This window comes from Sporosarcina sp. Marseille-Q4063, assembly GCF_018309085.1.
GTDB lineage: Bacteria > Bacillota > Bacilli > Bacillales_A > Planococcaceae > Sporosarcina.
This window is the reverse complement of the sequence record NZ_CP070502.1, coordinates 480,892-503,217: the sequence shown is the minus strand read 5'-3', so window position 1 is coordinate 503,217 and position 22,326 is coordinate 480,892. Positions and strand designations below refer to the sequence as shown.

Annotated in this window: 26 protein-coding genes and 1 other annotated feature; of the genes, 25 read left to right on the top strand and 1 reads right to left on the bottom strand. The window is 38.9% G+C overall.

The window, feature by feature from the left end:
• The first annotated feature begins 1 nt into the window (after position 1).
• The 21 genes from minC (at position 2) to JSQ81_RS02485 (ending at position 17,870) form a co-directional block, all read left to right on the top strand.
• Positions 2–685 carry a septum site-determining protein MinC gene (minC, locus tag JSQ81_RS02585; RefSeq protein WP_249336613.1) on the top strand — a complete coding sequence of 228 codons (684 nt, stop codon included), beginning with the start codon at positions 2–4 and terminating at the stop codon, positions 683–685.
• 1 nt (position 686) lies between these two features.
• The gene (minD, locus tag JSQ81_RS02580; RefSeq protein ID WP_212606183.1) at positions 687–1,487 is read left to right on the top strand and encodes a septum site-determining protein MinD; all 801 of its coding nucleotides are present in this window, start codon (positions 687–689) and stop codon (positions 1,485–1,487) included.
• 814 nt (positions 1,488–2,301) lie between these two features.
• Entirely contained in the window at positions 2,302–2,487 is a 186-nt protein-coding gene (locus JSQ81_RS02575) for a hypothetical protein (RefSeq protein WP_212606182.1), read from the top strand.
• Between the two features lie 576 nt (positions 2,488–3,063).
• Entirely contained in the window at positions 3,064–3,606 is a 543-nt protein-coding gene (locus JSQ81_RS02570) for a hypothetical protein (RefSeq protein ID WP_212606181.1), read from the top strand.
• The gene (locus JSQ81_RS02565; RefSeq protein WP_212606180.1) at positions 3,603–4,217 is read left to right on the top strand and encodes a site-2 protease family protein; all 615 of its coding nucleotides are present in this window, start codon (positions 3,603–3,605) and stop codon (positions 4,215–4,217) included. Before JSQ81_RS02570 ends, JSQ81_RS02565 begins: the two co-directional genes overlap by 4 nt.
• Positions 4,218–4,258: 41 nt before the next feature.
• Positions 4,259–4,333: a sequence feature (ribosomal protein L21 leader region), on the top strand.
• Between the two features lie 12 nt (positions 4,334–4,345).
• Positions 4,346–4,654: a 50S ribosomal protein L21 gene (gene rplU, locus JSQ81_RS02560; RefSeq protein WP_212606179.1), complete on the top strand. Its 309-nt coding sequence runs from the start codon at positions 4,346–4,348 to the stop codon at positions 4,652–4,654.
• Positions 4,655–4,660: 6 nt separating this feature from the next.
• On the top strand, positions 4,661–4,990 hold the full coding sequence (locus JSQ81_RS02555) for a ribosomal-processing cysteine protease Prp (protein WP_212606178.1): 330 nt from the start codon (positions 4,661–4,663) through the stop codon (positions 4,988–4,990).
• Positions 4,991–5,002: 12 nt separating this feature from the next.
• Positions 5,003–5,293: a 50S ribosomal protein L27 gene (gene rpmA, locus JSQ81_RS02550; RefSeq protein WP_212606177.1), complete on the top strand. Its 291-nt coding sequence runs from the start codon at positions 5,003–5,005 to the stop codon at positions 5,291–5,293.
• Between the two features lie 172 nt (positions 5,294–5,465).
• Positions 5,466–5,984 carry a Spo0B domain-containing protein gene (locus tag JSQ81_RS02545; RefSeq protein WP_212606176.1) on the top strand — a complete coding sequence of 173 codons (519 nt, stop codon included), beginning with the start codon at positions 5,466–5,468 and terminating at the stop codon, positions 5,982–5,984.
• An 11-nt stretch (positions 5,985–5,995) separates the two neighbouring features.
• Positions 5,996–7,282 carry a GTPase ObgE gene (obgE, locus tag JSQ81_RS02540; RefSeq protein ID WP_212606175.1) on the top strand — a complete coding sequence of 429 codons (1,287 nt, stop codon included), beginning with the start codon at positions 5,996–5,998 and terminating at the stop codon, positions 7,280–7,282.
• Positions 7,283–7,309: 27 nt separating this feature from the next.
• Complete coding sequence (locus JSQ81_RS02535) at positions 7,310–7,765, top strand: ACT domain-containing protein (RefSeq protein WP_212606174.1); 456 nt, start codon at positions 7,310–7,312, stop codon at positions 7,763–7,765.
• Between the two features lie 19 nt (positions 7,766–7,784).
• A complete protein-coding gene (gene pheA / locus JSQ81_RS02530) occupies positions 7,785–8,672 on the top strand; it encodes a prephenate dehydratase (protein ID WP_212606173.1) in 888 nt (295 codons plus the stop codon).
• A 132-nt stretch (positions 8,673–8,804) separates the two neighbouring features.
• On the top strand, positions 8,805–10,070 hold the full coding sequence (safA, locus tag JSQ81_RS02525; protein ID WP_212606172.1) for a SafA/ExsA family spore coat assembly protein: 1,266 nt from the start codon (positions 8,805–8,807) through the stop codon (positions 10,068–10,070).
• Positions 10,071–10,076: 6 nt separating this feature from the next.
• The gene (locus JSQ81_RS02520; RefSeq protein WP_212606171.1) at positions 10,077–10,946 is read left to right on the top strand and encodes an aminoglycoside phosphotransferase family protein; all 870 of its coding nucleotides are present in this window, start codon (positions 10,077–10,079) and stop codon (positions 10,944–10,946) included.
• Positions 10,947–10,958: 12 nt separating this feature from the next.
• Positions 10,959–11,681: a YebC/PmpR family DNA-binding transcriptional regulator gene (locus JSQ81_RS02515; RefSeq protein WP_212606170.1), complete on the top strand. Its 723-nt coding sequence runs from the start codon at positions 10,959–10,961 to the stop codon at positions 11,679–11,681.
• A 633-nt stretch (positions 11,682–12,314) separates the two neighbouring features.
• Positions 12,315–13,898, top strand: coding sequence for a BRCT domain-containing protein (locus tag JSQ81_RS02510; RefSeq protein ID WP_212606169.1), 1,584 nt, complete (start codon positions 12,315–12,317; stop codon positions 13,896–13,898).
• 492 nt (positions 13,899–14,390) lie between these two features.
• Positions 14,391–14,822 carry a hypothetical protein gene (locus JSQ81_RS02505; protein ID WP_212606168.1) on the top strand — a complete coding sequence of 144 codons (432 nt, stop codon included), beginning with the start codon at positions 14,391–14,393 and terminating at the stop codon, positions 14,820–14,822.
• A gap of 223 nt (positions 14,823–15,045) precedes the next feature.
• Positions 15,046–15,459 carry a hypothetical protein gene (locus JSQ81_RS02500; RefSeq protein WP_212606167.1) on the top strand — a complete coding sequence of 138 codons (414 nt, stop codon included), beginning with the start codon at positions 15,046–15,048 and terminating at the stop codon, positions 15,457–15,459.
• A gap of 93 nt (positions 15,460–15,552) precedes the next feature.
• Positions 15,553–15,786, top strand: a complete 234-nt coding sequence (locus JSQ81_RS02495; RefSeq protein ID WP_212606166.1) for a hypothetical protein — start codon at positions 15,553–15,555, stop codon at positions 15,784–15,786.
• Between the two features lie 290 nt (positions 15,787–16,076).
• The gene (locus tag JSQ81_RS02490) at positions 16,077–17,126 is read left to right on the top strand and encodes a PIN domain-containing protein (protein WP_212606165.1); all 1,050 of its coding nucleotides are present in this window, start codon (positions 16,077–16,079) and stop codon (positions 17,124–17,126) included.
• Positions 17,127–17,282: 156 nt separating this feature from the next.
• Positions 17,283–17,870, top strand: coding sequence for a sigma-70 family RNA polymerase sigma factor (locus tag JSQ81_RS02485; RefSeq protein WP_212606164.1), 588 nt, complete (start codon positions 17,283–17,285; stop codon positions 17,868–17,870).
• Positions 17,871–17,987: 117 nt separating this feature from the next.
• On the opposite strand, the gene JSQ81_RS02480 is transcribed toward JSQ81_RS02485, so the two are convergent.
• A complete protein-coding gene (locus JSQ81_RS02480) occupies positions 17,988–18,770 on the bottom strand; it encodes a DUF4393 domain-containing protein (protein WP_212606163.1) in 783 nt (260 codons plus the stop codon).
• Positions 18,771–18,978: 208 nt separating this feature from the next.
• On the opposite strand from JSQ81_RS02480, the gene JSQ81_RS02475 reads away from it, so the two are divergent.
• The 4 genes from JSQ81_RS02475 (at position 18,979) to ruvA (ending at position 22,235) form a co-directional block, all read left to right on the top strand.
• Positions 18,979–19,683: a hypothetical protein gene (locus tag JSQ81_RS02475; protein WP_212606162.1), complete on the top strand. Its 705-nt coding sequence runs from the start codon at positions 18,979–18,981 to the stop codon at positions 19,681–19,683.
• Between the two features lie 73 nt (positions 19,684–19,756).
• The gene (locus JSQ81_RS02470; RefSeq protein ID WP_212606161.1) at positions 19,757–19,906 is read left to right on the top strand and encodes a hypothetical protein; all 150 of its coding nucleotides are present in this window, start codon (positions 19,757–19,759) and stop codon (positions 19,904–19,906) included.
• An 889-nt stretch (positions 19,907–20,795) separates the two neighbouring features.
• Positions 20,796–21,194, top strand: coding sequence for a hypothetical protein (locus JSQ81_RS02465; RefSeq protein ID WP_212606160.1), 399 nt, complete (start codon positions 20,796–20,798; stop codon positions 21,192–21,194).
• A 438-nt stretch (positions 21,195–21,632) separates the two neighbouring features.
• Positions 21,633–22,235: a Holliday junction branch migration protein RuvA gene (gene ruvA, locus JSQ81_RS02460; protein ID WP_212606159.1), complete on the top strand. Its 603-nt coding sequence runs from the start codon at positions 21,633–21,635 to the stop codon at positions 22,233–22,235.
• Positions 22,236–22,326 lie beyond the last annotated feature (91 nt).

The following is a 22,326-nucleotide window of genomic DNA, read 5'->3' as shown; positions in this document are numbered from 1 at the left end:
GGTGACGCAATTGACGAAACAGCAACAGTATGTAGTAATCAAAGGGACGAAGGACGGTCTCGTTCTACGTCTCGATGATAAATGTTCCTATTCGGATTTACTTGCCGAACTTCGTAACAAAGTAGCCGAAGATGGGTTAGATGGCCTTGCAGAAGTCCGTGTCGACACGGGCAATCGGTACTGTAACGAAAATGATTTGCGGGAAATCATGAATATTATTCATGGTTCGCCGAATTTACGAGTTTCAAGAATTCAAAGTGATGTCATCACTATGGAAGAATGCAATACTAGAATACAAGAAAAGCAATCTGAAACTTTTATTGGCATCGTGCGATCGGGACAAGTCGTGAAAGCGGACGGCGACCTGGTCGTTATCGGGGATGTCAATCCAAGCGGCCGCGTTGAAGCGGCGGGAAGCATATATGTACTTGGACGTTTAAAAGGGATTGCTCATGCTGGATCGAAAGGCAATCGCGAAGCTGTTATTGCGGCATCTTGGCTTGAGGCGACGCATTTATTAATCGCTGAAGAGATGCAGTTGATGACGGATGAAATTACCATTTTGTCTGAGCAACCGGAAATGGAATGTGCATATATTCATCCGAAAGGCTTCATCGCGATTGACCGGTTGCAGGAGCTCCGGATCCTCCGACCACAACTATCTACATTCAAAGGGGGCATCTAGTTTGGGAGAAGCTATCGTAATTACATCAGGTAAGGGCGGTGTTGGTAAAACGACGACAACTGCGAATCTTGGGACTGCATTGGCACTTCAAGGGAAGAAAGTTTGTCTCGTTGATACTGATATCGGCTTACGAAATCTTGACGTCATTCTCGGACTTGAAAACCGGATCATCTATGATTTGGTTGATGTCGTTGAAGGACGATGCAAAGTTCAACAAGCGCTTGTGAAAGATAAGCGCTTTGAAGATGGTCTCTTTTTATTACCTGCTGCGCAGACTACAGATAAAAACGCAGTGAACACAGAACAGATGAAGGCGTTAATAACCGAGTTGAAACGTGATTATGATTATATTTTAATTGATTGCCCGGCTGGAATTGAGCAAGGGTATAAAAATGCGGTGGCGGGTGCGGACCGCGCGATTGTTGTGACGACGCCGGAGATTTCTGCTGTTCGTGATGCGGACCGAATTATCGGGTTGCTTGAACAAGAGGATATCGAACCGCCGAAGCTTATCATCAATCGTATTAAGCGAAATCTGATGAATTCTGGCGATGCGCTTGATGTGAATGATATTACAACGCATTTATCTATTGATCTTCTGGGTATTGTCATGGATGATGAAAATGTTATTAGTTCATCCAATAAAGGCGAGCCCGTCGTGATGGATCCAACTAATCCGGCTGCAATCGGCTACCGGAATATTTCACGCAGAATTCTTGGAGAATCCGTTGCGTTGATGTCATTTGATCAGAGCAATAAAGGATTTTTTGGTCGAATCAAATCGATATTTTCGAAGGTATGAGGTTATTAATAGTATGGGAGGTGAGTTTTATACGCCTCTTGTACTATTTTTTAATTTCTGGAAAGGCGGTATCTGTCGATACCGTTGATTGGAGTTCCGGGCGGACGCGTTCCACGGGGCGGGCGGTGAGCCTCCTCGTCGCAAAAAGCGCTCCTGTGGGGTCTCACCAAAGGAGAAATGAACTTCTTTCTCCATATGTCCCGCTTCATCCCGCTGGAGTCGCCGCCCTCCACTCCAATCAACTATAGATTTCATTATATAGAGAAAATTTATTTTTTTCGTCTTCTTTTCAATGTGTAAATTTACAAGTACTAAATGAATTTAAAGAGATAATCTTAGTCTAACATCCCCGATATAAACAATTTCAAAATCTGTACTTGTTATAACTTACACACACTGACTAAAGAAACTCCAACTTATTAGATATAAACAAAAACATCCATGTAGCAGATTGTAACGGGCTTGTCTTAGAGGTACAAACAAGCAAATAACATACAATTACGCACCTCAAATAACATCATATTAGACCATCAATTAGCAGTTCAATCCTAAGTGCTAATTTTATTTTTAAAAACAACGAAAGATCGTTATGACGAATTGATAAAAAACCATACAATTCATATTTGAACAAGTTGGTCACGTTTAAAAACAGCTGAAATTTTTAACTTGTATAGGAATTTATAAGCTTTGGCGGTAATAGAATAAAGGAATTATTTCTTATTGAACTAACGAGTTTGTTCAATAAGAAAGTACAAAAGGAATAAGCATGGAATTTGTGAGAGAGAATACAAAACACTTATAAGGAGGAGAAAAAATGGGTAAAGGACATGATGATTGGGGATTGACAGAAGATGAACTCGACAGATTAGAAGATGCGGTTGAAGATGGAATAATACCAAAAAGTGAAGTTATGGCTAATCGTGAAAACTTAAAGAAAGGAAATTTGTTAGTTGGTGAACTTATTGATATATGGTCTAATGACGATGATGATGAATATTAATCCCTAAATTGTTAAGACAATAGCACAAAGTGTTTATCTGAGTAAAAGAAAAAGAAACGGGTTTTTGAAACAATGTACTTAAACTATATAATTATGTATGTGGAAAATGCTGAAGATTAATTCGGCATTTTTTATTGTATATATATAATATTATCCGACCTTTGCACTTGCTCGCCCGCAGGAAAGGCGAAGGGAGAGCGAATGAGAAGTTCGCTCTTTCCTTGGAGCACTAAATCAAGTTCAATGACGGAAACTATATATTAACCATGCTTTTTCAGCGGCTTATTAAAAGAAACGTCACAGTCTATCAAGATAATCCAGCGTAGGCGCCTTGCCAGTGGTTATCTTGAAGCTGTGATCTTCTATCAGGCTTATTGCGGGAGGCATCCACCAAGTGCGGAAAGATACAGTTCAATCTTTCCCTAGCGCCGAAGCGTTATTAATGAGATGTTAGCCGTATACACTTCTATTACTACATTCTATTAATTTAAATTCAAAAAAATATAATCTTCACACTGCCCATTACTATTTTCCCCCCACGCTACATATACTGAGAAAAATGGGTGGTGTGTGTGGATGAAATGGCGTGTGAAGTGGGTAATCGCGATACTATTTACGATCGGCGTCATTGGTGTGGCTAAATTGGAAAGTGCGGGGACGATTGGGAAGCCCGTCACTCAATATGTCACAACAGGTGAAGACTTTTTAACGATGAAAAAATGGGTATCCTCCATAATAAAGGAACCCGAAGACGACACGACAATCGTGAGCCATGAAGGCGGATTACTACCGGCGTATGAGTCGATGCAGCCTTTTAAAAACGGCGTTCTTGTGTCGTATACCGTTCCAATCGCAATTGAAGCGCAGTCGAATGGACTCGTCGTTTTCACCGGATCGACAAGAGACACTGGAAAAACAGTGACCGTTCTCTATGACGACGGCGACGAAGTGACGTATGGTTTTGTCGGTACATTTGAAAAACTTCCTTATACTTCTGTGAAAAAAGGGGACACGCTGGCATTAATGGATGAGGAAGCCATATACATTATGGTGAAACGCGACGGCATTCATTTGGATTCTTCTTTACTCCCAGCTTATTTATCAGGTGCGGTTGAATGAAATTTCGTTTGCATCCAATACTTCTCCCGGTATTTTTATTCCTGATCATATCTGGAGATTTATCGGTCTATACGTTAATTTTCATTTCTCTTTTGATTCATGAAGCAGGTCACCTCATTTGCGCATACATACTGGGGCTGCGCGTCCGATCTTGTACAATTATGCCTTACGGTGGTGAACTGGTTATACCGGGCAGACTTACCGCGCGCAGAAAACATCGCATCTATCTTGCTCTTGGGGGGCCAGCCGCAACGTTAGTCCTTCTTTTTTTCGCGTTGGTACTTGAGTTTCCAGGTGATGACTTTGTAGCAAAAATTCAATTGTTTTTACTTGGGCTAAACTTGCTGCCGATTTTGCCGCTGGACGGCGGACATGTAGTTGCTGCCGTATTGGAAACGAAAGGTTTTGAAGCGCGCGCAAAATCGATCATGCTAATTTATTCGATGTGCATCTTAACTGTCATTTCGATCGCATTGTCATTCCATCTTCCAAATACAGTTCCGTATCTCTTATTAGCGGTATTTCTACTCATTCAAAACTACACTTCTTTCCGTTTTCGAAGATATGAACAGGCCTTTATTAATTTAAAAATAAATGTGTTGACGAAATGATTTCTACGTGGTAATATTTTAATGTTATTGTTTGTAGCGCACCTGTGCTACAACCGCACTGAAAAGGTTCAAGAATCCGATGAGGGTCACCTTTTAAGGCGAGTCTGAGTCTATGAGGAGGTGCAAGTATGTACGCAATTATTGAAACTGGTGGAAAACAAGTTAAAGTTGAACAAGGACAAGAGATTTTCATTGAGAAAGTTGCTGGCGAAGTCAACGATGTTGTCACTTTTGACAAAGTTTTATTCGTAGGTGGAGACGACGTAAAAGTTGGCGTTCCATTCGTGGAAGGCGCTACTGTTACAGCTAAGGTCGTTCAACAAGGCCGCGGTAAAAAACTTACTGTTTTCAAATATAAGCCAAAAAAGAACTATCACAGAAAACTAGGTCATCGTCAGCCGTTCACAAAAGTAGTTATCGACGGAATTAACGCATAATCCATCATGATTACAGTGACGATTACGAAAGATCGATCAGACCGCATACATGCATTTGAAATGTCAGGTCATGCCGATTTCGCGGAACATGGAAAAGATCTTGTTTGTGCAGGTGCTTCTGCAGTATCATTTGGTGCTGTGAATGCCATCATCGCACTTACAGGCATTACTCCCGAAATTCTCCAAGGAGATGACGGCGGGTATTTGAAAGTCTTGCTTCCGGAAGACGTGGAAAAAGATGCCGATATTCAACTAATTGTACAAGCGATGATTGTATCTTTGCAGACGATTGAAACAGACTACGGGCAACATATAAAACTCATCTTCAAAAAGTAGGAGGTGGCACACATGCTACGATTAGATCTCCAGTTTTTCGCATCGAAAAAAGGAGCAGGTTCAACTAGAAACGGTCGTGACTCAGAGTCAAAACGCCTTGGCGCAAAACGCTCTGACGGACAATACGTTTCAGGCGGATCAATCCTTTACCGTCAACGCGGAACTAAAGTTCACCCAGGTGAAAACGTTGGTCTCGGCAGCGACGATACACTTTTCGCGAAAATTGACGGCGTCGTACGCTTTGAGCGTTACGGCCGCACGAAAACGAAAGTAAGCGTATATGCTGAAGCTCAAGAAGCTTAATTTTAAACCAATTAATAGATTGAGAGGACTGCAGAATTTCAAGCAGTTCTCTTTTTTGTTCTTTAGGAAATAACTTATACCACTTTCGACCATACTATTTTTCGTTCTATATCGTAAATTCTGGAAGAAATGCTATACTGTATGTAGATATAGAAGTGATGGAGTGTGGGGAATGGGTAAAGAGGAATTGACATCAAGCGAACTATTAGCATTTGCACGCCATGATTTTCTAAATGATCTCCAAATCATTTTAATGCATCTTGATCTTGGGAATCCTTCAGAAGCTAGAAAAGTAATTCTCAAGACGACAAAAGCGATGGGCCAGCGCACTTTATTGTCCGGATTCGGTTTTCCAAAAGTGCAGCAATGGTTATTAACATTCGACTGGGTCTATACGGCATTTCGTAGTACGTTGACATGCGCGATTAAAAAAGGACCTCGAAATGTAAATGATGATACTCTTGTCGCCTATTTAGAGGCTGTTTTCAATGAAATTGAAGAAGTGATTGATCCGCTATCTGATTATGACGTTCACTTTGACATTTTTGCTGAGGAAAAAGAGTGGTCCATAACGATAACGATAAATGGCGAGTTACCTGAAACTAAAGAGACACGAATAAGTCCAGATAACCTCAAAATTGAAGAAACGATTTCACATAATTTATGGGTGTTCAAGTTAATTGGACAATAGGAGGAAGTTATATGTTTGTAGATCACGTAAAAATATATGTAAAAGGCGGTGACGGTGGTGATGGAATGGTTGCGTTCCGTCGGGAAAAGTATATTCCGTTCGGCGGTCCTGCAGGCGGTGACGGCGGTGACGGCGCGGATGTCATTTTTATCGTTGAAGAAGGTTTGCGCACATTAATGGATTTCCGTTATCAACGTCACTTTAAAGCGCCGCGTGGAGTCCACGGAATGGGTAAAAATATGCACGGAAAAAATGCGGAAGATATGGTCGTCAAGGTCCCGCCCGGAACAGTCGTTACAGACAGCGAGACGGGTACTATCATCGCGGATTTGGTCGAGCATGGGCAAACAGCAGTCATTGCTCGCGGAGGCCGTGGAGGACGTGGAAACAGCCGTTTCGTATCCTCGCAAAACCCGGCGCCTGAACTCTCCGAAAAAGGCGAGCCAGGGATCGAAAAAGAAATCGTATTGGAATTGAAAGTGCTTGCGGATGCTGGACTTGTCGGTTTCCCGAGTGTCGGTAAATCCACGCTTCTATCTGTCATATCGGCAGCAAAACCGAAAATTGCGGATTATCATTTTACAACGCTCGTTCCGAATCTTGGCATGGTCGAAACGGAAGACGGCCGCAGTTTTGCCATCGCCGATTTGCCCGGTTTGATTGAAGGCGCGCATGAAGGTGTCGGCCTTGGACATCAATTTTTACGTCATATTGAGCGGACGCGTGTAATTGTTCACGTGATTGACATGTCAGCGATGGAAGGCCGCGATCCGTACGAAGATTATGTGACGATTAATGAAGAACTAAAACAATATAATCTACGTTTAACAGAGCGACCTCAAGTCATCGTGGCCAATAAAATGGACATGCCTGATTCGGAAGAAAACCTTCGTTTATTCAAAGAGAAATTAGAAGATGATGTAAAAATCTTTCCGATTTCAGCCGTGACTCGAAAAGGACTCGACCCACTTATTTTCGCGGTTGCTGATTTGATTGATGCAACGCCTGAATTCCCGCTAACGGATATCGAAGAGGAAAGTGAAAACGCAGTTCTTTATAAACACGAAAGAGAAGCTCCGGAATTCGAAATTTCGCGTGATGACGACGGTGCATATGTGCTTTCAGGCAGTACAATCGAACGTTTATTTAAAATGACGGACTTTAACTTTGATGCATCTGTACGGAAATTTGCTCGACAAATGCGCGCGATGGGTATCGATGATGCACTTCGTGAACGCGGAGCGAAAAATGGAGACATCGTTCGACTTCTTGGTTTCGAATTTGAATTTATCGAATAATAACGGTTAAAGCATGGGGGAGATTTTATGAAACGGTTAGGCGACGGCCGTTTTTATCTTGTGAGGGAAGATGTCCTTACAGAGTCAATGCTCAAAACGATTGAAGCAAAACAACTACTCTCTACCGGGGAGGCGACAACCATTCAGCAAGCAGTGAAAAAGGTTGGGCTTTCTCGGAGTGCTTTTTATAAGTACCGCGACACGGTATTTCCTTTTGAATCAGTTGCGCGCGAACGGATTTTAACGATTTTCATACAGCTTGAAGACCGGAAAGGATCCCTTGCTACCTTGCTTAGCATTGTTTCAGAAGCGAAATGCAATGTGCTCACGATTCACCAAACGATCCCTGTCCAGGCGAGGGCGAATATTACGTTATCACTTGATGTAACGCAGATGGAAATAAAGATGGATACCTTTATTCAACAATTGAAAGCGCCAGATTTTGTCGAGTCAGTCTCCGTCATAAGTTCTGGAGCACTCTAATGAGGAAGGAAATGATAGTTTGAGTACCGAAGAATTCACACCAATTATTGCCTATTTAGGACCTGAAGCTTCGTTTACACATGTCGCTGCTACTTATCTATTTGGAAAGTCGGGTTTATCGCCGCAGCCAACCATTCCGGATTGCATTGAAGCGGTGAGCGCCGGGCGAGCAACATACGCGGTTGTCCCTTTGGAAAATGCATTGGAAGGGACTGTTCCGTTAACAATCGATTATATGTACAATGACAGAGAATTGTTTATTAATGCGGAGCTTTCGATTCCAATCCAACAACATCTCATGGTCAATAAAAAACAAGCCGAATTTACAGAGGAAATTGAATCCATTCAATCTCATCCACACGCGCTTGCACAATGCCATAAATATTTATTGTATCAATACAGACGCGTTCCGCTCATTCAAACGACATCGACAGCGGCGGCCGCAAAATATGTATCTGAAAATCCCGATGAAAAAATTGCAGCGATTGCGAACCGTCTTGCCGCTGAAAAGTATGGCTTACATATTGCAGAAGAAAATATTCATGATTTTCATTTTAACCATACGAGATTCGTAGTTTTATCATTGCGAAAAGGTCAGTTGGAGATTCCGAACCATACGGAAACGCCTAAAACCACGTTGATGGTTAAACTTCCTGAAGATGATCGTTCGGGTGTGCTTCATCAAGTGTTATCCGTTTTTTCCTGGCGCAAATTGAATTTGAGTAAAATCGAATCGCGTCCTCTAAAAACGGGTCTCGGAAATTATTTTTTTATTATTGATATAGTAGAATCAGAGGAAACGCCGATGATGAAAGGCGCAATGGAAGAATTAGCTGCGCTTGGATGCTCTGTCCGATCATTCGGCACCTATTATACGTACGAAGATAAAACCGTTATGTCCGAATAAGGACGTAGCGGTTTTTCGCATATTCAGGCCCCGCTCGCATATAAATGACAATAAGGGACTGCTGCCTAAAATAGGGTCACAAAGGCGAGTGTCTGCTCATACGATGAGTTGATGGAAGGGGGAAGTTTTTTAGTGGAAGTTCATGTTGTTCAAAAAGGTGACACACTTTGGAAAATTTCAAGACAATTCGGCGTTTCTTTTGATGAATTAAAAAGGGTGAATGCGCATCTAGCCAATCCTGATTATATTGTCCCGGGGATGAAGATCACTTTGCCAGCGAAATCAAAGGAAAATATTGCGGTGAAAAAGCCTGCTGTAGCTGCTGAAAAGAAAATGGAGAAAGCACCGATTCAAGCTGTTCCAGTAGAGAAAAAACCAGCTCCGCCAGTACAATTAAGACCTGTACCTGAAACACCAGCTGTTCCCGGATTAGGCGATTTGGCGGAATTACCAGAAGCGCCTCCAATGCCTCCAGTTCCTATGCCTGAGGTACCAAAAGCGCCTGCGATGCCTAAAATGCCGAAAGCGATTGAAGTAGAGATGCCGGAAATGCCGCCAATGCCACCAATGCCGGAAATGCCTCCGCAAATGCAACAACCGATGCAACAAATGCCTTATCAAATGCAGCAACCAATGCAACAACCTATGCCGCCGCAGTTTTTCGGAGTCCCATGCGGTTGGATGCCGATTTATGATGCGGATTGTTATCCATTCATTCATCCGGCTCAAATGCAACAACCCATGCCTTTTCCGACACAGCAGTTGCCAGTGGAAATGGAAGCTTCACCAATGATGCCTAATATGCCTGTGGCACCAAATATGCCTATGATGCCTAATATGCCTATTGCGCCAAATATGCCCGTGGCACCTAATATGCCAATGCGTGAGGAATGGCAAATGATCGAGTCACCGAATATCCAGTTTGAAGAAGACATTAAATTTCAAAAAATGCCAAATATCCATTTCGAGGAATCGCCTACGAGAGAACTTGAAGAAATGATTGCGGATGCAGAGGCGATGGGGGAAGTGGCAGCAGAGAAAAAAGTTGAAAGCATCGTTGAGGAAGATTTTTGTTTGGAAGAGTCACCAATGATGCCTATGGGAATGTCGTCAATGCCTCCACCTTTAGGTATGGGTGCATATGGACAATTCGATGGCTATTCAGCTTATCCATCTTCACCTTGCGGGTGTGGTCACTTCGATTGTGGATGCGGTCAACCATATCCGCAAATGCCGCCATGCGGTTGCGGGCAAGGGCAAATGTATCCAGTAGCCCCCGTTCAGCAAATGAACTATTGCAACTCATGTAACCAGCCAATCCAGGCAATGCCTTATCACCATCACCACCACCAGCAGATGATGCCGTATCCGTACACAAATTGGCCAGGGAACTATTAGGATGCTATGAAACTAGATGGGAAGTTAGAGCAAATAAATAGCAATGTCTGGAAGCTTGAGCGAGATGGGCTATTTTATTCTGTAAAGCAATATGACTTTTCAGCTATCGCTTTAAAAGTGAAAACAGTGCATGATACATTGCGTTCGATTTCATTTCCGCATATCGTGCCTGTGTTACCAAATGAACACCAATTAACGTTTATGCAACCGTGGTTGGAGGGAGCCAGATCCGTGAATTTCAAGAAAAGAGCAGATCGAACCGACTCCCTCGAAGCGTTAATGTCATTACACGATACGAGTTCGATCATTAATTGGCCAGGAGAACCTTATTTGCATCCGTACCCATTGGAAACCAAGTGGGAGGAGCGGATAAATCGTTTTCAAAACATACGGGAAGAGTGCGAGAAGTACATCGGAAAAAGTAATTTTGATGATATTCTTTTTTACGCGAAGAATGCGCTTCGGCTTGTACGCAAAACGGGGAAGTCCGAGCAAGCTGAAACCCTTCTTCACGGCGACGTTGTTCACCATAATATTTTGCGTGACAAATATGGAATCATTCGCTTTATAGATTTCGATTTAACATGCACGGGACCGCCTGGAACTGAAATCGCCTTATGGATTCATCGTGTGCTTCCGCAAATCGATTACGATATCGAATTTCTTGTCAACGAACAGCCATCGTTGCAAAACTTAGATGATTGTTCAAAATCATTACTTCTTTATCCAAATGAGATGCTGCGAGAATGGCTGCATTTTTTCACGCTGCCTGAGCGTTCACAAGAAAGACAAGTGAAAAATCTTATCCCTTTTACAGAATCCGCACTCTCACATTGGCCGAAATTATGGTACAATGTAGAACGGATGAAAAATTAGGGGGGCTGCATCATGGCAGGACATTCCAAGTGGAATAACATTAAAAACCGTAAAGGCGCACAAGATGCGAAACGCGGGAAAATATTTCAAAAGATATCTAGAGAAATTTATATGGCGGCGAAATCAGGTGCAGATCCAGATATGAACCCCGGTTTGCGGTTAGCGATTGAAAAAGCAAAAAGTGCAAACGTTCCAAACGATGTTGTGAAACGTGCGCTCGATAAAGCAACCGGTGCAGGAGCAGATGAAAACTACGAAGAAGTCATTTATGAAGGATACGGCCCAGGCGGCATTGCTGTTCTCGTCTATTGTTTAACTGAAAACAGAAACCGAACAGCACCAAATGTCCGTTACGCATTTTCCAGAAATGGCGGAAATCTTGGCGCAAGCGGATCCGTCGCTTATATGTTCGACCGCAAAGGACGTTTGTTCATTGAACGAACGGAAGAAACCGACGAAGATATGATCATGATGGCAGCACTAGAAGCAGGGGCTGAAGATATCGACTCAACCGAAGACGGTTTCGAAATCGTTACAGAACCTGGCGACTTTTTAGAAGTGAAAGAAAAGCTGGAAGAAGACGGCATTGAATTCATTTCAGCCGAAATCGAAATGATCCCGTCGATCTACACACCAATTCCAGAAGGCAGCGAAGAAGAATTCGAAAGAATGTTAGAAATCCTCGAAGATGATGACGACGTGCAAGATGTTTATCATAATGCGAGTGAAGAATAATATTTCGTCATAAACGCTGTTATACAAGGGGTTGTAAGAGTTTATTGTTCAAGTTTTAACATGAATTTTCAGGTTTGTTACGATATACATGTTGAAAACGAGACTTTTCTCTTATGATGTTTACTATAAGGCATTTCCTTCGATTTTTGTTGAAAAACAAATTCGGAAGGAGATGCTTTTTTTTTTGCTACAGGATATTTTAGAGAATATTTGCACCATATTCAATTTCAAAATTACTCACATCGAACAGAAAATTGATGCAAAAATAACAATTTATCTTTTTCAGCTACATTGAGGAAGATTTTAATATTGAAAAATTAGAAAAAGTTAGCGCGCAGAACATCAAAGCATATTAAATGTACTTGAAAAAACTAGGCAGGAAGTCAAGCTATGTAAACGGGATATTGAATAATATACGATCATTTGGAAAACCGATCTGAAGCTCGGTTTTTTTGCGATTTTACACTTCATATTGACGTTAATTAATCATGTTGATTACTATATACAATCAAGTTCAGCAGAATGTTACTGGTATGGTCATTATGTAATGGGTAAGGTATAATAGAAAAAAGAATAATCAAAAGTATCAGACTCCGAAATATGTACCAGACAGAAAAAAGGGGGGGAGTATCAATGTTACAAGCAAGAATCAATGAATTAAATAGCGGTATCATTAATATAGTGGGTGATACGGTCATGACATTAGGTTTTTTAAATGCTGATCGACTTTATTCCTATGAAACTAATGGTATTAAGAATTGGTATTCAATGGGTCGCTATAAGTATGAGAATATTGAATTTCATAGCATTAAGAGTGGAGCAATCTTTGTGCTACAAGAGAATGGACAGGAAATAGCGCGTTATCAATTCCTACCGATTTTACGTGATACAGCGAGCTATCTAAATGAAAAACGAAAGAAAACAACGCTTGCTTTTGAAATACGTAAGGATACATATAGTACCCACTATAACTTTAAGACGGAAAAACAGTCATTGTTATTTGGAAGTATTGTAGAAATAACGAAACATATGATTCAGACCTACGACTATACACTAAATATTGACTTGGGAGTGGAACCCATGGATAAAATGATTCTCGTCGATCTTGAAACAGGTGGCTTTCAAGTTGAAGATGGCATTCTGGAAGTCGGAGCTGTTGTAGTTGAAAATGGTTCTATTGTTGAAATGCTACATCTTGGCAAAGTGGAGGACGAAGAGATAATATATGAAGGAATGGGCGCAGGGTATGATTTTATAGAACACGATGAAAAATATCTTAGTTTATTTAAAGAGTTAGTTGATAAATATAATTATCCGCTGGTGGCACACAATGCGTCATTCGACCGTAAATTCTTAGTACATTATGGTTGGATACCTGAGGACTATCCCGTGTATGATTCTATACGTGCTTTAAAGATTCGCCATCCTCATCTATTTTCTTATTCAATGGGCTTTGTGACAAATTACTTTGATGTGGAGCAAGAACACGCTCATACCGCACTTAGCGATGTATTAGCTTTACATATGGTAATCCAAAAGGCACAACTAAGCACATGGATTCCACTTTTTAAACCTTTACCGTCAAAATTTGGCTCAAAAGCAAAATCATTCATTGAACGTGGTATGAAGTTACAAGGTGAATCAGCGGTCTTTAAAGGAAAACATATGGTATTCACAGGGGTATCACAATTCCCGCGTGTATTAATGCAAGAAATAGCGATTGCGTGTGGAGCGTCAGTAGGTAACAGTGTTAATAAGAAAACTGACTACCTAATTTGTGGTGAGAAGGTCGGTCAAAGTAAAATTAACAGAGCGATTGAACTTGAAGTGCCAATTTATCACGATGATTGGTTCATTGATATTGTATTCAAAGATCTTTCCATAGAACATGTAAAGAGCGAAGTAAGTGCAACCCTACAGGTTGAGGAAATTAAGAAGAATGTGAAACCAAATCCGTTTGAAAACTCACCATACAAGAAACTTGTAGAATTTGAAGGCAAGAAGGTTAATGTAGCTTGTCTAAAATTGAATATACAAAGTAGAATCATTGAGCTACTAGAAGGCATGGGCGCATCAGTTGTAAAGAGTCCTGGCGGTAAAAAAGTAGATTACATGATTTATACAGATAATGGAGATTACGCCCTACTAAAAGAAGCAGACAAGTTGAATATCATTGTCATACCAGTTTCTCGTTTTAATCGCATGCTACTTGATTAAACGAATTGTTTTATAAGATAAAATTTTTCTTATTACTTGGGCAAGATAGAAAATCAAGGATTTCAATACAAAAACTTAATTTAAGCTGGGGCTAATATTGATCAAAAGGGAATTTGTTATGACAAGGATTAATTTGAAACGATTTATATTTTTCAAGTTTACTAAAATTCGCAACAAGTAATGGGGAAGGTTTAAGAATCGAATATGAAAAATCAAACTTAATGTTTGATATGAACTTTTATTCAAATGGAAATAATCACCCATCAGAAGAAAAGCTAATTGAATTTAAAGAGCACTATATGTCAATATTGGAACTGTCGCTTTAGAAGAAAATACAAAAGAACAAATACAAAAATTAAATAATGAATACAGATGAACGCTCCAAACCAGGGCGTTCTTTTTGTTTTCACCGGTGTTTTCAGAGTAGTATAAATATCACAAAATGAAACTTACTGCTAACTAGTCCGTATACCTAATAAAGAGGTGATTTTCGTGAAGAAAGTAGAAAGTTTTCTTGAAAGCACTAAATCAAGTTCTATTGCATTGAGATTGTTCGGAGTAATTGCTTTAATAACGGTGATCTATTTATCTTTTGCGATACCAACTGAGGAATTAAAAAATAGTTTACAAGGTCTAGCGCAATTAAATGTAACTGTTGCTATTGGGATAGGAACTTTGGCAATAGCGCTTCGAACTGAAAATACTTTAAAGAATAGACTGATTATGGAAATATTAGTTATTTTAATGATAAGTATTTTTAGTTTTTTCTTATCTTATTTTGATTTTCCGATGGTTCAAAGGGGATATTTTTGTTTGAGCGGACTAATTATAATTTCAATTCTAATTATGACGGGAAATTATATCATGGATAGCACCGGGAACAGAAAAGATAAAAGAAGTGAATCGAATCGTAAGAAAAAGTAGAAGGAAACATAGTTTTGAGGACGTCCAATTGAGGGCGTTCTTTTTGTTTAGTAAATTTTAGAAGGAAGTTTCTCCTTTGGTGTCGTATCATGAAGTCATCAGATCGAAAGGAGTGTTTTAGATTAATAATAAAAGATTAGACGAATTAGAATTTAAATATGACAATTTATTAGATATGGTGAAGTTAATTGATGATTATTCCAGGCACATAATGAGCCAGACAATGAATCAGTTAGCTATTATTATTGCTATTGCAACAACTGTGATTTTAGTTGCTGCATATTTCATGATTAAAACAATCGTTGACCAAAAAGTCGATATAGAGGTTGAAAGAAAAGTCGCGGATATACTTAGCCGAAATCCCCCAATCTACTCCGCTCGGGGTAAGGATATGCCGGATGAAAAGAATAAGTTATACCTAAGCCCAGACCTTAATGGTATAGAAGAATTAGATCCCCAGACTTTAATGCTGATAGTTGTTGAGCCAGAACGCGCGACATGGGGGCAAACAGGTAATAATTTGAACCCAAAAATAAAAATCAATGAATACGGTATTAGAGAAATTGAAGTTGAAAACTATGTGAATAACGGAGAACTTAGTTGGTCTTTAGTTTGGATAAGGAAAAATTATAAGTGATATCTATATAAGAGGAACATCCACTCGGGCGTTCTTTTTAATTAAAGGATTTTCTAATCTCTTGTCGAATGGTGAGGAAAGGGAGGGGATAGAATGATAGAAGTTATAGTGGATCATTCCTATGCAGAAGATTATTTTCAAATTGATACGATTACCGTCAATCTTGATGATAATGTGGAAAAGGAAAGAATCGAAAGATCTATTAAGAAATCGAATCTAGAGGGGAGTTTAGTAGACCCTGGCGATTTGAGAGAACATTTAGCAGTGGTGCTAGGTGTAAGGAAAGAAATGATTGATATAGATACGCACGAAATAGATATGTATTAAAATTTAAATACATACGAGAACGTCCACATAGGGCGTTCTTTTTTTATTTCCAAAATTAAGGAGGTTGAGTATGCCACCATTCTAAGATGGGTCCTGGTGAATAAAGATATTTTATAAGTAAAGATGAACTATTCCTAAAACTTGGTATAATGAAACTACCAATGCACTGACTGTTTGGTAATTATTTCTGTGGGGAAAGCGAAAGTAAGAGAACTGCCAGAACACGGGGATATAGGATTGTAACGCATCAAGGTAAGATTAAAGGGATGCGGAGGGGAGGGGGAGGAATTTTGACTATCGGAGTATTTCTGGATTCAAATATTATTATGAGTGATTATAAAATGCAGGGAATTAGCTTCGTGGATTTTTTCCGAGCTCATGAAGAACTAAATAATGATGAAAAGTTCAAGTTAATATTAACTGAAATGAACTATTATGAGATTATTAGTAACTTTAAAAGGGAGTTGAATAAATCATTAACGAAATATAGTAGTTTTAAAAATGAAATTCTGAAATTAACTGAATTGGATTTTGATACAAATATTAAAGAATTAAAAACAAAAATAATAAAAAATTATGAGCAAGAGATAAAAGCGTTATTTTATATTAAGTCACCTACTGAAAAAGCGGCATCCAATGTTTTTAACAGGTTTTATCATCAAAAAATGCCTTTTCGAGATAATAAAAGCGAATTCAAAGATGCCCTGATATGGGAAACGGTGTATGAATATGCTATTAATAATCAGGATGAAAAGATTTATTTTATTTCAAATAACCATAAAGATTTCGCTCCCCGAAATGGGGAAAAGGCATATGTTCTACACGAGCATTTTGATAGCCTAAATAACAGAATAAAATATATAAATGGAATAAGCGACTTCTTAATTGAAATTAATCACCTAAAGATTCATCACTTTGATTTTAATGAAGAAGAGGAAGTTCTTTCAACAATTAGTCAAGATTTAAGAGATAATTATTTCTATAGTCCCGTATTCGAAGGCGAGATGTACGACTTCTTTTCTAATAATGATTTTAGTTACGAATTTTTCGAGGGTTGGGGAACAGATTATACCGCATTTGGGATTTATGACATTGAAATAACTGACTCAAGTCAGGTGTTAGAAACCGAAGATTTTTTTTATTTGCCTATTAGATTTATTGCAGAAATAGAATACTCTGTTGAATATAGGAATCCAGCTTATGAAAAAATGACTGGGGATGAAGAGTTTCTGCAATCAGGTAGTAATTTAGGTTCTTTTTATATAAAATGTTTAGTGAAATATGATCCAGAAAATAAAAAAGTGGTTGAAGTTGAAGGTTTAGAAATAGACTTTATATAGTCCCCCTGGCCAACTAGAGGACAACGATGAATACAGCATTGTGCTGTGGCATTTATTGTCCTTTTTTTGTATTTCAAAAAGAGTGAGGAAGTGAGAACGTTGCAAAGTGAGTTGATTGAGAAGGCTTTTTTCAAGGGACAGAAGGATGAAGTGAGGTTGAGTAAAGTAAACCCACGGGGAAAACCAAGAGATGAAGAAAAATTATCAGATAAGGATAAGGCAGATTTGAAGGGCGATTATCGGGATACCTACATCATCGAGCAATCCGCAGACGATAAAGGAGTGGGCGCGCAAATGGAAAAAAATGCACAACTTATCAGAGATTATAATTGGATGAAAAATGAGATAGATAGATTGCAAGGAATCATTTGGGGTGGGTCTGCACCTATTCGGTCTTGGGGCGTCGCTCAATATGGAATTGAATCAGTTATGCCTAAAGTGAGCAGAGGGAAAAGCTATGCAGAACTGGAAGCACTGGATATTCGGGAAAAAAATCAATTGGATCGACTCGAAAAATATGAGAGACACGTTTACGCATTGGAGAAAGCACTCGATGTACTCAAAGATGAACGGCAAAAGATAATTTACGATTGCTTGCTCGATGAAATGACATACAGACATATTGCGTTACACTTGGCGAGGTCAAAGTATTATGTAAGAAATCAACGAAACGACATTATAGGACAGATTAGCCAAAGTAGCCAAATTAACGCTATTTTGACGGGAGAAAAACAAGTGGTGTAAACTGGAAGGCAGGTCGAAGAGTTAAAAGGTTTTGTTGTGCGAGGAACTTCCCGATATATTTTCTTTAAGTAGATTCCACCATCAAATAAATGATGGAGGAATCTCGATATTGGAAAGTCAGCTTAAGATAATCTTAACAAAGTCGTTCCCTAGAGGAGTAAGCTGAGCTATCCCTTTTCCGAGTGTAATACTCGAGTAGTTTTCAATACCAAGTTTTTTTTTGGCATCCTCTGATTCAAGGAATTGTTTATAGGATAAATAAAATGAAGTGTTCTCAAATTCATAATAAATATCCTCTTTAATTAAACTTGCTGAATAGTCTAACGAGACTAAACCGAGTCGACTTAGATTTGATATCGATGTTGCTTGTAGATCAATATCCTTTTGAGTCGGGTTGGCTAAAAAAACATTGACTTTCAAATCGACACCTCCTCTATTATCAGCGTAGCTTAACCTATAATTTGTTATTGGAAGTGATGATTGCTTTTTAAAAATACTTAAATTACCTGCATCTAATGGTGATAACTGTTTAATGATTTCTACAAATGATGGGTGCGTAAGTTGGGACTCTCGATTATCGATTGATGACGCTATTAAGTTAGCGAACATTTCTCGGAGTTCTTCGTATTCGATATAATACTTTGAAGCTTCTATAGCGGGACCAATTATATGAAGCTGTGGTTCCACTAAATTTTCTTCAGGAATCGCTAGCGTCTTTTCTTCAATTTTCTCTCTAAACTTTTGAAGGTTTATTTCTTGTTTGATACCTTGTTTTTGTGTCCATAATGATATGTGGTTACCTATTGTTAAGCCCCATAATTCCGAAAGTGTATTTCCTACCGCCCGTGCAGGAGCGCTAGCAGCTTCATCAATAAATTTGGGAATAATATTGATTTCCATATTTTCACCGCCTTCTCGATAATTTCATTATAGGAGGTAAGGACTTTGTAATCAATTTTTATCATAAATCATATCTCACTACATGGTTTATTATAAGTATCGGATTTTGGTTAACTGTTGCGGCAGGGAATTTTTAGATAGAATGAAAGAATGATAGAGGATTTCCACCTTCTTTGGCGAATGGTGTCCGAGGGGGAGGTAATTTTAAATGGAGGAAGAAATGGTGAAGGTACTAAGCGACAGTAGGATGGATGCATCGAATTGGGTTGCTATTATTGTTGCGATTATTTCTTTATTGGCATCGAGCATCACTGTTTATTTTTCAAAGAAAAGCTCAAACAAATCAGATAAAGTGTCGGAAAAATTGGGAGAATTAAGTGCGTCTACACACGAAAAGCAAAGAGTGGTTGAAAATATAGCTTCTCAGAGAGTGATTTGGATTAATGATGTGAGAAAAAATTTCGTTGAATTTAATTCTGATTTACAGAAACTCCATATTTCAAGAGTTAAAGGGGACTGGGATAGTGTAGATGAAGTTTTTGATTCGGCTATGGAGTTAGCTGGAAAAACTCTAAAAACGATTTTTACAATAGAGTTATTCTTGAATGGTAATGAAGCATATTCAGAACGAGTCATTTCTACAATGAATAAAAGTAGAAGCAAAATAATACAAGGAAATGTAGAGGTAAAGCAATTCAATCAGATATTACAAGTACTAGTTTTTTATCAAAACGTTATACTCAAAGCGGAATGGAGACGAGTAAAAGAAGAAACTATAAATGGTAGTTTTTTATCGGACGAACGAGTATTAGAGATTTTTGATGAAGTCGGAAAAGAACTAAATGAGAATTTACACATAATAGTATTAGATCTACATATGAAAAAGCGGAATTCAGAGACGCCTCAAATTTGAGGCGTTTTTTCTATATCTAAAGATTACGGAGGTGGTGATGTGATGTGCCAAACTGGAACAAGATTCGTGAAGAATGGAAACAACAAAAATAACTTTCAAAGCGTTAGCAGACAAACATGATGTAAAAGAAGGTACTTTGAAGAGTTGTCGAAGTCGTGAGCAATGGTCAAAGGATGCAACGCATAAAAAAGATGCAACCATTAAAACAATATATAGAACCTAACAATAGATTTCTAGTATGAAAATAACCCATAGATGAAAGTGGATTGAGTTCTTTATATAAGGAATTTAAAAATATATAAACGAAATACGTAAGGCGCTAGTTCATTACACTGCAATCCAGTCTATCTGGAAGTGATAAGGCGTAGCAAGCGTTACAAGAAAATTAAAGGGTACGAAAACAAAGTAAAACTAATTCAGAATGCATTCACGTAATAAAAGATGTTCGTGAAGCAGAGGATCTTCATTGGATTTTAGAAGGCAAAGGTTACTCTTGGATAGTACGACATATGAGTTTATCAGAGCGTCATATACGGAGATTAGTCAGAAAATAAATCACTTTGAGGTTATTTGTACGTGGATACTGTAGATGAATTATTAAAAGAGGTTTTTAGAAAGTACCGGGAACAATTTTATACTAGATTAAAAACATCTGAAAAATCGGGTGTTTTTATTTAGGATTACTGTAAGATGAATCCGTGAATTATTATATGACAGAATAGAATTATCTAACAAAGGATGTGGTTATTCTATGTTTGGATTTTGGAAGATGTTTATCATAATGCAAGTGAAGAATAATACTTTTTTAAATCCACCCTTGATATTTTGGGGTGGATTTTTGTTTTTTGAAGGATATCCGCGCGTTAGGACGTTATTTCCGACAATTCAAGCCATATTTCCGCTCATTCATAAGGCATTTCCGACAAAAACCACTTTATATCCGCACATTATTGACACATATCCGCAAAACAGGACTTTCCTCCCGCCCAAGAACACATAAAATCAAGTGTATCCGATGCACAATAAATTAAAACCATAAAGGGCTTCCAACACAGCTTGTTGAATAAGAGGTTTATAAGAAAAGTGTTCTTTATGATAGGGGGTGGATGATGATGAGCTACAAGCATGAACTGGCGAATAAAATAAGTAACCATTATAGGAGCAGCACGGATGCAGCCGAGGAAATAAATATTGTATGGACAGAAATTCAGACATATTTTCAAGATTTGAATTTGAGTTTGACGAAAGAAATAGAAATGCTTGGGGATCGTGTTAACATCAGTGACGACGGTAAAATCATTGAGTTCAAACTTGGAAAAGATGGGATTAGATTTGTCAAAGAAGTTTTCGATATACGGGTTGTAAAGATAACACATCCTAACTCAGCTGAACTTTTGGCGGTACTGGAATTCAAGAACAACATTGTTGTAAATGAAGCAGATAACAAAGCCTTCTGCGAATCGCTGATTGATGACTGGGTAAAGGATGCAGTTGAGGTTCATTTATCCTGACAGTGTGATGATATGGTTCCGAAAATCTATATTATAACTATCCATCCTTTATTCTTTGGATGGATTTATATATTTTATCCAATCTATATTCAGTCATCCCTAGTGACTATCCATATATAATGTAATCTGTAGTTGATTGTAGTGTAGGGCAGCGACTCCCACGGAATAAGCAAGACAGCCGAGACCCTACAGGAGCGAAGCGACGAAGCGGCAGGGAAAGATGAACAGTATCTTTCCGCTCTTCGCGCTCGCCCGCAGGAAAGCGCTGCCCGAAACGGAAATCAACGATTTCTAACAAATATACATATGTTGAAATAATCATCAGTATGTTTTATTAAATTAAAACTCTCAATAATTAACTCTCCACACCATAAACCGCTGTAGAAAGTGCGTTCGTATGGTATAATCGTAGATAGCTAATTTAAGGGGGATATTTGCTTGTATGATTACATAAAAGGACATGTCACGCGTGTCACGCCCGAATACATAACACTTGACCAAAACGGAGTAGGTTGGTTGATCATGACACCAAATCCGTATTCATTTCATATGACAGATGAAATTCAGCAAGTGTTTACTTATTTGCATGTGCGCCAAGATGTCCAGCTGTTGCTCGGCTTTAAATCGCTCGAACAACGCGAACTATTTAAAAAACTTATTACGGTTTCAGGCATCGGACCAAAAGGAGCGCTTGCAATTCTAGCGAGCGGCATTCCATCTCAAGTCATCGGTGCCATCGAACGCGAAGACGAAACATTTCTCGTTCAGTTTCCGGGCGTCGGCAAGAAAACTGCTCGCCAAATGATTCTTGATTTAAAAGGGAAATTGCATGATTTATTCACTGAAATTGATTACGAAGACGAAGAACATTCGCTTCTGACAATGGCTGAAAACGGTGCGCTCGACGAAGCGATCTTAGCGCTTGAGGCATTAGGCTATTCACAACGCGAATTAAACAAAGTGAAACCTGCACTCGAAAAAGAAGAACTAGATACAGAAGGCTACATGAAAAAAGCCCTGCAACTATTACTCAAAAAATAATAGATTACTTTTATCGAAAAAGTAACAGGTTGATTTTTAATAATAGTTACCTATTTCTTTCAGGAAAAATAGTTACCTATAAAAAGGATGG